This window comes from Streptomyces sp. NBC_00154, from assembly GCF_026342835.1.
GTDB lineage: Bacteria > Actinomycetota > Actinomycetes > Streptomycetales > Streptomycetaceae > Streptomyces.
Window position 1 is genome coordinate 1,932,412 of record NZ_JAPEMI010000001.1, and the last position, 12,484, is coordinate 1,944,895.

General features: G+C 70.0%; 11 protein-coding genes. 5 read left to right on the forward strand and 6 right to left on the reverse strand.

Annotation, left to right across the window (positions count from 1 at the left end):
• Nucleotides 1-44: 44 nt before the first annotated feature.
• Nucleotides 45-515 (reverse strand): hypothetical protein, encoded by a 471-nt coding sequence (locus OHA03_RS08455; protein WP_267002312.1) that lies wholly within the window; start codon nucleotides 513-515, stop codon nucleotides 45-47.
• Nucleotides 516-1,020: 505 nt separating this feature from the next.
• Nucleotides 1,021-3,360, reverse strand: a complete 2,340-nt coding sequence (locus OHA03_RS08460; protein WP_267002314.1) for an ABC transporter family substrate-binding protein — start codon at nucleotides 3,358-3,360, stop codon at nucleotides 1,021-1,023.
• Nucleotides 3,361-3,643: 283 nt separating this feature from the next.
• Between OHA03_RS08460 and OHA03_RS08465 the strand changes: the two genes are divergently transcribed.
• From OHA03_RS08465 to OHA03_RS08480, 4 genes are read left to right on the forward strand one after another with little or no spacing between them, the layout of a single operon-like run.
• Nucleotides 3,644-3,910, forward strand: a complete 267-nt coding sequence (locus tag OHA03_RS08465; protein WP_267002316.1) for a hypothetical protein — start codon at nucleotides 3,644-3,646, stop codon at nucleotides 3,908-3,910.
• Between the two features lie 9 nt (nucleotides 3,911-3,919).
• Complete coding sequence (locus OHA03_RS08470; protein WP_267002318.1) at nucleotides 3,920-4,798, forward strand: hypothetical protein; 879 nt, start codon at nucleotides 3,920-3,922, stop codon at nucleotides 4,796-4,798.
• Nucleotides 4,799-6,712, forward strand: coding sequence for a fumarate reductase/succinate dehydrogenase flavoprotein subunit (locus OHA03_RS08475; RefSeq protein WP_267002320.1), 1,914 nt, complete (start codon nucleotides 4,799-4,801; stop codon nucleotides 6,710-6,712).
• The gene (locus tag OHA03_RS08480; RefSeq protein WP_267002322.1) at nucleotides 6,709-7,485 is read left to right on the forward strand and encodes a succinate dehydrogenase/fumarate reductase iron-sulfur subunit; all 777 of its coding nucleotides are present in this window, start codon (nucleotides 6,709-6,711) and stop codon (nucleotides 7,483-7,485) included. The genes OHA03_RS08475 and OHA03_RS08480 overlap by 4 nt, the downstream gene beginning before the upstream one ends.
• Nucleotides 7,486-7,521: 36 nt before the next feature.
• Here the strand turns inward: OHA03_RS08480 and OHA03_RS08485 are convergent, their stop codons facing one another.
• Genes OHA03_RS08485 through OHA03_RS08495 form a run of 3 tightly spaced genes read right to left on the reverse strand, consistent with a single transcriptional unit; the run spans nucleotide 7,522 to nucleotide 10,102 of the window.
• Nucleotides 7,522-8,073 (reverse strand): isochorismatase family protein, encoded by a 552-nt coding sequence (locus OHA03_RS08485; RefSeq protein WP_267002324.1) that lies wholly within the window; start codon nucleotides 8,071-8,073, stop codon nucleotides 7,522-7,524.
• A 41-nt stretch (nucleotides 8,074-8,114) separates the two neighbouring features.
• The gene (locus OHA03_RS08490) at nucleotides 8,115-9,575 is read right to left on the reverse strand and encodes an MFS transporter (RefSeq protein WP_267002326.1); all 1,461 of its coding nucleotides are present in this window, start codon (nucleotides 9,573-9,575) and stop codon (nucleotides 8,115-8,117) included.
• 56 nt (nucleotides 9,576-9,631) lie between these two features.
• Nucleotides 9,632-10,102 (reverse strand): MarR family winged helix-turn-helix transcriptional regulator, encoded by a 471-nt coding sequence (locus OHA03_RS08495; RefSeq protein WP_267002328.1) that lies wholly within the window; start codon nucleotides 10,100-10,102, stop codon nucleotides 9,632-9,634.
• Nucleotides 10,103-10,250: 148 nt separating this feature from the next.
• On the opposite strand from OHA03_RS08495, the gene OHA03_RS08500 reads away from it, so the two are divergent.
• A complete protein-coding gene (locus OHA03_RS08500) occupies nucleotides 10,251-11,321 on the forward strand; it encodes a LacI family DNA-binding transcriptional regulator (RefSeq protein ID WP_267002330.1) in 1,071 nt (356 codons plus the stop codon).
• Between the two features lie 149 nt (nucleotides 11,322-11,470).
• On the opposite strand, the gene OHA03_RS08505 is transcribed toward OHA03_RS08500, so the two are convergent.
• Entirely contained in the window at nucleotides 11,471-12,463 is a 993-nt protein-coding gene (locus OHA03_RS08505; protein ID WP_267002332.1) for an acetylxylan esterase, read from the reverse strand.
• Between the last annotated feature and the right edge of the window lie 21 nt (nucleotides 12,464-12,484).

Consider the following 12,484-nt stretch of genomic DNA (forward strand, 5'->3'; position numbering starts at 1 on the left):
CCCATGGTACGGGGCTGGCGCCGTAGCGGCTTCCCGGGCAGGTGTTACCAGTGACAGGAGAGGCGCACCGCTTCACGGGCCGCTGCCGATGCGTGCTTGGTCAGCGGCGTTTCACACCTGATGTCTCCGCCGCCCGAAGAGGTCCGGTTCACCACGTGCCCGACGGCCTCTTCCCTCTGCTTTCCAGGACCGCAGGAGTGGCGGAAATCGGTCTCGATCAGCTGTACCGAGCTGAACTCCACAAGGTGTCCGGCAGCGCCGCTGAATTCACCGCCGGCGTTGTCGACAGGCGCATATTCTCCCGGTTCGCCCAGCCCCGACGTCTCGTCCCGCTTCTCCGCCAGACCGAGGTGAACGCCGAGCGCGAGCAGCACGGCGTCGTTGTCCGGCGAGGTCCCGTCGGTTCCTTCGGTCCGTACGGACGCCATGTCCGTACGCAGGCGGCGCATCGGCTGGGTGAACCCGGCGCCCTTGGCGCCGGTGAGGTGCTGGGGCTCGGTGACCCCGTTGAGCACCCACCGATGCCGGGCGTCAAACCAGGTGCAAGTGCCACCTTTGCCGGGCCGGGGCCGTGATTCCGTAACGGGAACGTTGCCCTTGCCGGTCCTGGCGGCCGTCGGCGAACCGTCCGACCGCGGCTGCTCGCGGGTGGTTCCGTCACTCGACGTACAGGCGCTCACGCCCGTCGCCATGACGGCAGCGACCGCTACGGCTGCCGGTGTCCTCTTCATGTTTCCGCCCCCGTGGTCATGTCTTCCGGTGAATTTCACCGGTGGTCATGGCCATGGTCCCCGGGGCGGGACGGCTGCATTCGGGACTTGAGCAGCTTCAGAGGTGGGGCTCCGAAGCTGCGGGACTCTGAGGTGCGGGCTAGGAGTTGGGGCTCCGGGGTGGGGGCTCTCAGAGGTGGGGAGATGGAGCGGCTACCCGGGTCAACAGGTGCTCATGACCTTGCCCGCCGGGACCGCGGCGGGCAAGAGACTTGAGCCAGTTCTGAGCTTCAGTTGAGGTTCTGACCTGCTACTTCTTACGATTCGCGGGGGAACCGGCCGCTTGCTGCTTCTTGAAACCGATGTCCTGGTAGTGGGGCACTCCGAAGCCGAAGGCGCCGACGTTCACGAGCTTCCTGTCGGTGGCCACCAGCTGCGGACGCTGATAGAGCGGAATCGACGCTGCGGCGGCCCAGATGCGGGCGTCGGCCTGCTTCATCAGATCCTGGGCGGCGCCTTCGTCGAGCTCGGAGAGCGCCTGGTCGAAGAGCTGGTCGATGTGGTCCGTACCGACGCGGGTGTAGTTCTGCTCGACGAGCAGCGAGCCGTCGGTGGCGGGCACGGGCTTGGCGAAGATCGGCCGGTCGTCGGTGGCCGGGTAGGCGGTGGCGGGCCAGGAGTACAGCGCCAGGTCGTAGGCGCCCGAGGCGACATGGTCCTTGAAGTAGCCGGCGTCCGCCACCTTGATGATCTCCGTGCGGATGCCGATCGAATCGAGCATGGCCGAAATCTTCTCCCCGACGGTCCGCAGAGACTCCGAGCCGGGACCGGACGGCAGGACGAAACGCAAGGTCAGCGGCTTGCCGTCCTTGCCCAGCGTGTCGCGGACGGAGTCGGCGGCCTTGGCCGGAGCCGCGGGGGCCGCGGTGCCCATGGGGGCATAGGCGCCGGCGGCACCTCCCGGCCCGCGGTTCTGTCCGGTGACCTTGCCGCGGGAGCTCTCGGCGGTGCTGGTGTCGGCGACGGCAACGGCGGACGTGAAGGCGTCCGCCTGGCGCAGCAGGGCGGCGCTCTGGACGGCGGCGGCCGGGGCGGGGGCGAGGACGTGGCCGGGGCTGGTGTCCTCGTCCACGCGCGGCTTGTTGTCGTCGCCGGGCTTGTTGTCGTCGCTCTTGTCGGCCTTCGTGGCCTTGTCGGCCGTCTCCGCCTTGCCGTGCTCGCCTCCCTTCACCTTCTCGCCCTTGCTGCCCGCCTTCGTACCGTCGGACTTCTTCTTCGTCGCACCGCCCGGCGTCCAGCCGGCTTCGGCCAGCAGCGCCTGCGCCTTCTTGGTGTCCTGCTCGCCGAGTGCGGCGCTGTTGTCCTGATATCCGGGCTGCCCGGCCAGCGCCAGGTGGCTGCCGAGCGGCGCGGCGGGCAGGCCGAGCGGCCCCAGTACGGTGTCGACGAGCTCCTGACGGTTGAGGGCGCGGGCCACCGCGCGGCGTACCCGTTCGTCGGCGAGCGGCCCGGACTCACCGTTCAGCGCGAGCTGCGTGTAGGCGGGCTCCAACGACTTGCGTACGACATAGGCGCGCAGCCCGTCCTGCTCGGTGGCGTACACCTCCGCCGCTTTCCGGGTCTTCTCCCGACTCGCCCGGGCGGCCGCCGCGGCCTTCTCGTCGGAGCCGTGCGCCAGGGCCCAGGAGCGCAGTGCGGCGGCGGGGCCGATCTCGGAGCCGGGGCCGTGGGTGAGCGGCTGGCCGTTCTCTCCCTTGTCACGCGCCGCGGCCACGATCCGGTGCGCCGCTGCGGCGTCGATGTCGGCGATGTCGACCTTGCCGCCGACCAGTGCCTGGACTCGGTCCTGCGGCTTGACCGCCCGGAAGACCAGCGAGTCGAGCTTGGCCGGGCTGCCCCACCAGTGCGGGTTGCGGGTCAGGGTGACGGCGCCCGCGCTCTTGTTCACGCTGCGCAGCCGAAACGGTCCTGAGGTGGCCGCGAGGGTGGTGCGCGCCCGGTCGTTGAAGGCGGTCGGGGAGCTGGTGACCTGCTTCGGGTACAGCGGGGAGAAAAGGGAGCGCCAGTCCCCGTACGGCTTGGCAAAGGTGACCCGGACCTCCAGGTCGGTCTTGCCGCGCTCGATCCGCTCGATCCGGTCGTAGCCGGCGTTGCGGGCGGTCCAGAACGCCGAGTCCTTGCCGCTCAGCGCGCGCCACTGGGCGACGAAGTCGGGGGCCCCGATCTCCCGGCCGTCGCTCCAGACGGCCTGCTGGTTGAGCCGGTAGAGCACGACCTGCTTGGGCTCGCGCTCGATGACCTTCGCCGATTCCAGATAGTCGGAGTTCATGTGGGGGGTGCCCTTGGTGTCCAGCGGGAAGAGCGTCGGCAGCAGGGCCCCGGTGATGCGCGTGGTCGTGGCGTCGGCGTCCGCCTGGAAGGCGTTGAAGGTGGTGGGCATCGCATCGATCGCCCAGTTGACCGTTCCTCCGTCGGCGACCAGGTCCCGGCCGGCGGGGGCGACATCCTGCGGCACCACGATGGCGACGGTGGTCACTCTGTCCGAACTGGTGCACCCGGCCAGCGCGGGGATCGTGAGCACACCCGTCGCGAGGAGCGCGAGCGAGCGGCGCTTTCGGACTGTCCCGCGCGGGACGCCGACGTGGGACATGGCTGATACCTCCGGGGCCGGCCCGGCCCACCCGCAGACGGATGGGCCGGATTGTGCTTTTTAGTGGCATTTGCAGTTGATCACACTGGTTCCGCTCATCCACTGAAGGTGCCCACGCGCGAGAGTCGGCGCCGACACGGCGCACCGGCCCCGAACCTCACCCGGGCGGCGGAGCGTCCGATCAAGACGGAACGGCCCGCTCTCTTCCCAAAGGAGATGTGACGCGCGACACTCGCATGCGCATGAGCATTGCCACCCGCGACTGCGGAAGTGAGAGCAAGTCATGTCACTGAAAGACGAGTTGACAGCTGTTCAGCACTGTCTCGACGACCTGGCCCGCACCGTCGGACGGCTGGAGCGGAGCCTTGCGCAGCTGCGCACGGCCGAAGCCGGTCCGCGGCCGCCCGGCGCCGCCGGTGGCACCGACCCCGCCGACGGCGCCGTCACGGTCACCGACGTCATCACGATCACCGAGGCGCCGTACGACGCCACCCTGTGGACGGACTCGGACGACGAGGGTCTGGGCGTCCGCGGCAGGCACGCCCCCTAGGAGAGTTCCTTGGCCACCGGAACGGAACCAAGTGCGGAACCAGGTACGGAACCACCACAACTGAAGGGGCCGGCCCGGCGCGGCGCACGCGCCCGGCCGTCCGGTGTGCACGGCGCCTCGCGGGCCGCCATCGCCGCCCGCCACCTGCGGACGGACCGCTGGTGGCTGGCGCCCGCGGTGACCGCGGGCGGGCTCCTCGCCTTCATCGTCTACTCGACGTGGCGGGCCTTCTCGAACGCGGACTACTACGCCGCCCCTTATGTGTCGCCGTTCTACTCGCCCTGCCTGGCGGAGAACTGCGCCCCTATGCGGCACGGCCCGAACTGGGAGATCTTCGGCAGTTGGTGGGGCCTCTCCCCCGCTCTGCTGATCCTGATCTTCCCGCTCGGCTTCCGGCTGACCTGCTACTACTACCGCAAGGCCTACTACCGGGGCTTCTGGGCCTCGCCCCCGGCCTGCGCGGTCGCCGAGCCGCACACGACGTACACCGGCGAGACCCGCTTCCCGCTGATCATGCAGAACATCCACCGGTACTTCTTCTACGCCGCACTGCCGGTCGCCGGGATCCTCACGTACGACACCGTGCTCTCCTTCCGCGACGAGCACTACGCCTGGGGCCACATGGGCCTCGGCTCCCTGATCTTCCTCGTCAACATCGTGCTGATCTGGGCGTACACCCTGTCCTGCCACTCCTGCCGGCACATCATCGGCGGCCGGCTGCGGCACTTCTCCAAGCACCCCGTGCGCTACCGGCTGTGGGGCTGGGTGGGCCGGCTCAACGCCCGGCACATGCTGCTGGCCTGGTCCTCCCTGATCAGCGTGGCGCTCGCCGACTTCTACGTGTATCTCGTCGCCTCCGGCGCCTTCGACGATCCGAGGTTTTTCTGAATGACAGAGCTCGAACGGCAGCAGTGGGACGTCGTCGTGGTCGGTGCCGGAGGCGCCGGGCTGCGCGCCGCCATCGAGGCACGGGAGCGCGGCGCCCGTACTGCGGTGATCTGCAAATCGCTCTTCGGCAAGGCGCACACCGTCATGGCGGAGGGCGGAATCGCCGCCTCGATGGGCAACGTGAACTCCGGGGACAACTGGCAGGTGCACTTCCGCGACACCATGCGCGGCGGGAAGTTCCTCAACCAGTGGCGGATGGCGGAGCTGCACGCCAAGGAGGCACCGGATCGGGTCTGGGAGCTGGAGACCTGGGGTGCGCTCTTCGACCGTACGCCGGACGGAAAGATCTCCCAGCGCAACTTCGGCGGCCATGAGTACCCGCGGCTCGCACACGTCGGGGACCGTACCGGCCTCGAACTGATCCGCACCCTCCAGCAGAAGATCGTCTCGCTGCAGCAGGAGGACTATCGCGAACACGGTGACTACGAAGCCCGGTTGAAGGTCTTCCAGGAGTGCACCGTCACCCGGGTGCTGAAGGACGGCGAGAGGGTCAGCGGTACCTTCTGCTACGAGCGGGAGTCCGGTCGCTTCTTCGTCCTCGAAGCCCCCGCGGTCGTCCTCGCCACCGGCGGCATCGGCAAGTCCTTCAAGGTGACGTCGAACTCCTGGGAGTACACCGGCGACGGCCACGCCCTCGCGCTGCTGGCGGGCGCACCCCTGCTGAACATGGAGTTCGTGCAGTTCCACCCGACCGGCATGGTCTGGCCCCCGTCGGTGAAGGGCATCCTCGTCACCGAGTCGGTGCGCGGCGACGGCGGCGTACTGCGCAACTCCGAGGGCAAGCGGTTCATGTTCGACTACGTCCCCGATGTGTTCAAGGAGAAGTACGCGCAGTCGGAGGAGGAGGGCGACCGCTGGTACGAGGATCCGGACCACAACCGCCGCCCGCCCGAGCTGCTGCCGCGCGACGAGGTCGCCCGCGCCATCAACTCCGAGGTGAAGGCGGGCCGCGGCTCTCCGCACGGTGGAGTGTTCCTGGATGTGTCGACCCGGATGCCCGCAGAGACGATCCGGCGGCGGCTGCCCTCGATGTACCACCAGTTCAAGGAGCTGGCGGATGTCGACATCACGGCGGAGGCGATGGAGGTCGGCCCGACCTGCCACTACGTGATGGGCGGGATCGCCGTCGACTCGGACACTGCGGCGGCCGTCGCCGTGCCCGGTCTGTTCGCCGCGGGCGAGGTCGCGGGCGGCATGCACGGCTCCAACCGGCTCGGCGGGAATTCCCTCTCCGACCTGCTGGTCTTCGGCCGGCGGGCCGGACTGCACGCCGCCGAGTACGCGGCCGGACTGTCCGCCACCCCCGAGGTGGATGACGAGCAGATCGACGAGGCAGCGGCGGAGGCCTTGCGCCCGTTCAGCGCGGAGGGCCTGGAGGACGGGGCGACGGCAGAGAATCCGTACACCCTCCACCAGGAACTCCAGCAGACGATGAACGACCTGGTCGGCATCATCCGGCGGGCACCCGAGATGGAACAGGCCCTGGAGAAGCTGGCCGCCCTGCGGGTACGGGCGCACCGCGCCGGAGTCGAGGGGCACCGGCAGTTCAACCCCGGCTGGCACCTCTCGCTGGACCTGCGGAACATGCTGCTGGTCAGCGAGTGCATCGCCCGGGCGGCCCTGGAGCGCACGGAGAGCCGCGGCGGTCACACCCGCGAGGACTGTCCGACGATGGAGCGCTCCTGGCGGCCGGCCAATCTGCTGTGCCGGCTGTCCGACGACGCCGTCATGAAACCGGGCGGCCAGATCGAACTCGTCCGGAGGACGACCGAACCCATCCGCCCGGATCTGCTCTCCCTCTTCGAGAAGGAGGAGCTGGTCAAGTACCTCGCCGAAGAGGAGCTGTACGAGTGAGCAGCTACGACGCACGGTTCAGGGTGTGGCGCGGGGACCCCGACGGCGGCGGCCTGGAGGACTTCACGGTCGAGGTGAACGACGGGGAGGTCGTCCTCGACATCATCCACCGGATCCAGGCCACCCAGGCGGGCGATCTGGCGGTGCGCTGGAACTGCAAGGCGGGCAAGTGCGGCTCGTGCAGCGCGGAGATCAACGGGCGGCCGCGGCTGATGTGCATGACCCGCATGTCGGTGTTCGGCCGGGAGGAGACGATCACCGTCACTCCGCTGCGGGCGTTCCCGGTGGTCCGCGATCTGGTGACGGACGTGACGTTCAACTACACCAAGGCGCGGGAAGTGCCCGCCTTCGTACCGCCGAAGGGCGTGAAGGCGGGCGACTACCGGATGCAGCAGGTCGATGTGGACCGCTCGCAGGAGTTCCGCAAGTGCATCGAGTGCTTCCTGTGCCAGGACACCTGCCATGTGGTCCGCGACCACGAGGAGAACAAGACGGCGTTCGCCGGACCGCGCTTCCTGATGCGGGTCGCCGAACTGGACATGCACCCCCTGGACGCCGCTGCCGAGTCGGGACTCGACCGGAAGGCGACGGCGCAGGAGGAACACGGGCTGGGCTACTGCAACATCACCAAGTGCTGTACGGAGGTGTGTCCCGAGCACATCAAGATCACGGACAATGCGCTGATCCCTCTGAAGGAGCGGGCGGTGGACCGCAAGTACGACCCGCTGGTCTGGCTGGGGAACAAGATCGGCCGACGCCGGGACGCTCCGTGACCGGGCTCGGGCCGAGCCCGTCCGGCTCGACGGGGCTCAGCCGAGCAGCTTGACGATCGCCTCGGTGGTGTCCGTCTCGCCGAGCCGCGGGAAGATCTTCTCGATGCTGTTGTCGTGGGCGCCGCCGTCCATGTCGGTGACCGCGTCCGTGACGACGGTGACGTTGTAGCCGTGCTCGTTCGCGGCCCGGGCGGTGGACTCCACGCCGATGCTGGTGGCGATGCCTGTCAGTACGACCTGCGTGACACCGCGGCGGCGCAGCTGAAGGTCGAGGTCGGTGCCGTAGAAGGCGCCCCACTGCTGCTTGGTGACCACGATGTCGCCGTCGCGCGGGCCGAGCTCGGGGACGATGTCGGCCCAATCGGCAGCCGGCTGCCCGGAACGGGGGGCGCCCTCGGTGCGGCCGGGGGCGCCGCCGGTGACGCGGACCAGGACGACCGGGAGACCCTTGGCGCGGAACGCGTCGGCGAGGGTCGCGGAGTTCGCGACGATGTCGGCGGCGGGGTGGGCGGTGGGGAGGTCGACGATGCCCTTCTGAAGATCGACGACGACCAGGGCGGTCTTCTGGTCGAGGGTGGTGGCGGTCATGATGGCGCTCCTCTTGGGGGGACGGGTGGTGCCGGTGGTGGTCAGGTGCGGGTGCGCAGGGCGCGGTCGGTGAGGGTCAGGACGATCAGCAGCAGGCCGAGTACGACGGAGACCGCTGCCATGAGATGGAGCCCGCCGTCGCTCGCCGACCGACCGTAGGCGAGGGCGATCAGGCTGGACGCGGCGATCGCCCCGATGTACTGGGCGGTGCGCTGGAGTCCGGCGGCTGACCCGATGCTCTCGGGCGGCGCGTACGCCTGGACGGCGGCCTGGTTGCTCGTACCGATCAGCCCCTGCGGGATGCCGAAGCAGGCGCCGGCGAGCAGCAGTACGGCGAGCGGCGTGGAACCGGAGAGGAACGCCAGCATCGCGGCCCCGACGGTGAGCAGCACACAGGCCAGTGCGAGCGGGCCGCGGATGTCCTTCGTCCGGGCTCCGAGCAGCGAACAGGCCAGTGCGGCGAGTGACATCGGCAGCATCAGCAGTCCGGTGTGGCCGGAGGAGTAGCCACGTACCTCCTCCAGCCACTGCGTATAGCCGTACATCACGCAGTAGATCAACAGGTAGCTCAGTCCGTGCCGCAGATACGTGCGGGCGAGCGCTGCGTTGCTCGCGAGCATCCGCAGGTCGATGACGGGCCGCGGGCGGCGCAGCTGCCACCACACCAGCACACCGGTCAACACGGCGAAGGGCGCGAGCAGCCACCACATCGGGTGGGCGAGATCGAGCAGGAAGAAGACCAGCACGGTCAGGACGGTGGAGAAGAGGCCGATGCCGAGCGGATCCAGGTCGAGCCGGGGCGCACGACCGTCGGCTCCACGCGTGCGCGGCGGATCCGCCGGGATCCAGAGCAGCGCGAAGCCGAACGCGATGAGGGCGACGGGCACATTGACGGCGAAGATGCCCCGCCAGCCGACGACCATGACGAGCAGCCCGCCGAGCGTGGGCCCGACGGCGGCGCTGCCGAGCGCGGCGAAGGAGAGCCGGGCCAGGACGGGACGTGGGGTGGCGCGGCCGACCCGCCGGGACTCGTCGCGCAGCACCGCCATGGCGGCCGGGTAGGCGGCCGACGTACCGATGCCGAGCAGCAGCCGGGATGCGATCAGCCAGCCGAAACTCGGCGCGAACGTCCCGACGAGGCCGGAGGCGATCACGACGACCAGACCGGCGAGGAAGACGCGGCGGGGGCCGATGACGTCGGCGAGCTTGCCGAGAACGGGCTGGGCGACGGCGCTGGCGAGGTAGAGGACCGAGATGAGCCAGGCGGTGTCGGCGGCACCGATGCCGAAGGTGTGGGCGATCGCCACCAGGGCGGTGGAGATCATGGTGGTGTTGAGCGGGTTGAGCAGGGAGCCGAGGAGCAGCGGTGCGGTGAGGCGCGCACTGAAACCGGGGCAGGCGGCTGCGGGGTGCCCGGAGGAAGTGGCCGCAAGACGGCCGAGGCCGGTAGAGGTGGCCGTCGCGGTCGCTTGCGGGGCCGGCCGGTCGCTTGTCACTTTCACTTCGACTTTCACCGTGTCCGCCTCCGCCGCCGGTGTCGGCATCGGCTCCGGGGCGGTCACTGCTCGACCAGGCGGTCCAGGAGGGCCGTGGCCTCGGCGACGGTACGGCGCTCGGCCCCGTCGAGCTCGGCAGCGATCGCTTCGGCGAGCCAGTTGTGCTTGGCGGCGCGGACCGCGTCGAGCGTGGTCCGGCCGACATCTGTGATGGACATGACCGACTTCCGGCCGTCGACAGGATCCGGCGCCCGCTCGACGAGCCCCTGACTCTCCAGCGCCCCGAGGGTCAGCCGCATGGACTGGGGCCGTACGTACTCGGCGCGGGCCAGCGCGGCCGTGGTGGCCGGGCCCTCCCGGCCGAGGCGGGAGAGCACCGCGCGCTGGGTCGGGGTGAGCAGGCTGTCCGACGATGTGGTGCGCAGTCGACGCAGCAGGCGGCTGACGACGGACGCCAGCTGCGTCGCGACCTGCTCCGCGCTGGGCTCGCCGCCCGGCTCGGCGGTGGTGGCTTCGGACGATGGTTCCCGCATGAGTCCATCGTAAAAGATGCACAGGCCATCTTGCAAGGTTGCCTGTCCATTTTCCATGCGGCCTTGCTCGCGGCGTGGCGTGCGATCTAGGGTGAATGCGCTTTCAAAGTGTGTAGGTACGGGAAGAAGAAGCGGACGGTCGGTTCGGGTGAGTGCCCCAACGGTGTACGACGTCGCAGAGCGGTCGGGCGTCTCGATTGCGACGGTCTCGCGGGTCTACCGCAACCCCGACTCCGTGCGCGCCCAGACCCGCGAGCGGGTCCTCGATGCGGCCCGCGAGCTCGGGTACGTACCCAGCGGGAACGCGCGAGGCCTGGCCAGCCGCACCACCGGGGTGCTCGGGCTCTGCTTCCCCGACTACGCCGACCCGGACGCCGAGGCCGACGCGGAGGCGGACAGCGACGCCGACGACGCGGTGATGCTCTACTCCGACCAGATCATCCGCGGCATGGAACGCGCGGCACGGCGACACGGGTACGCGCTGCTGATCGCCGCGTCACTGGAGGGCGGGCCCGAGAGCCTTGTCGCGAAGGTGGCCGGCCGGGTCGACGGCTTCGCGGTGCTTGCACAGACCGTGCCGACCGAGGATCTCGAAGTGATCTCGCGCCGGCTGCCGGTGGTGATGCTCGCCGGGCCGCGCGAGATCGACCACCTCGACCACATCGTCGTGGCCAACGCCGACGGCGAACGCGAACTGGCCCGTCACCTGATCGATGACCACGGGCTGCGCAGACTCGCCTTCATCGGGGGCGAGGTGGCGTCACCGGACGCCGAGGCGCGGTTCCGCGGCTTCCAGGAGGCCTGCCGCGACGCCGGACTCCCGGTGCCGGACGCACCGGACATGCGGGCCGAGATGATGACGCAGGCCGAAGGCGCCCGGACGGCGGAAGCCATGCTCGACCGGTACGCAGGCCTGAGTGACACCGAACGTCCGCAGGCCATGCTGTTCGCCAACGACCAGATGGCGGTGGGCGCGCTGCGCGCGCTGGAACGGCGCGGGGTGCGGGTGCCCGAGGACCTCGCCGTGACCGGGTTCGACGGGATCCCGCTGAGCCGGATCGTACGACCGCCGCTGACGACCGTACGACAGCCGATCCGGCAGCTGGGCGAGCAGGCGGTGGAACTGCTCGTGCAGCGCCTGGGCGACCGGGAACGCGAGCCGGTATCCCTGATGCTCCAGGTATCCCTGGCCCGCCGGGCGAGCTGCGGCTGCGTCTGAGCCCGCCGAACGGGCTGCGGCTGCCTCATGCGCCGGACGAGCCGCGAAGCCCGGACCGTCCGGCGCATGAGGCCGAGCCGACCCGGCAGTTGTGCGTGCCTGGACGCGCGAGCCCGGCCCGACCGGCCCGACGCCCCCTCCGGACACCCCTAGCCCATATGCGCCCCGAAGAACCGCTCCCGGTTCCCCCGCAGCTGGGCCACCTCCCCGACGAGCCCCTCGTACTCGAAATGCCCCGCGCTCAGCACCTGCAGTTCACGCGGTCCGGCGAGCGCATTGTGTACGGCGAACTGGCCGGGCGGCGGCACCGAGGGATCGAACAGCGCTGCCGCCACCAGCGTCGGCAGCTCCAGCTGCGCGGCGGCCGTCGCAGCGTCGAAGTACCGCAGCACTTCGGTGACTTCGGGATGGTCCCGGTGGTACGCGCGCAACGACTCACCGCTGCCGACGCACCGCAGCGTGAGCCGCAACGGGTGGTTGCCGAACGTGGGCACCGTCAGCTGCGCGGCGCCGAACCGGTCGTCCCACGGCAGGGCCAGCGCACCGAGCCCGCCGCCGAAGCTCTCCCCGAGATAGCCGAGCCGGGGAGCCCCCGGACCACCCCCGGGGGCCAGCTCCGGAACGAGTTCGTGCAGCGCCGACGCGGCACACCACAGATCCGCCACGCACTCGCCGATGACATACGTGTCACGCGACCCGATGCCGTGACGGACATGCGCGTCGGCCACATCGGGGATTCCCGGCCACAGACCGCGGCTGCCCATGCCGCGCACACAGGGCAGGATCGCGGCGGACCGGGGCAGGGGCAGCGGCAGATCGGGCCCCGGCTCCTGCCGGCCCCCGTACCCGTGGCCGATGACGAATCCGTGCTCCGCGACACCCTCGACGGGCAGGGCGAGCCAGCCGCCGATCCGGACCCCGCCCACGGAGGTGAACGTCACACCGTGGATCCGCAGTCCGTCCCGCTCGTCCTCCAGCCGTCCGATCTCCGGTTCCGCGGCGACCTTGCGGGCCTTGTCGTGGCGGGCTCGCCAGAAGGCCGCGAAATCGTCCGGGGCGGCGGGCGCGGGGACGCTCAGCAGCTCGTCCCGCGTGTACCCGTAGGACGTATCGAACGGGAAATCATGCGCAAACGAAGACATGATCACGACAATATCGCCCAA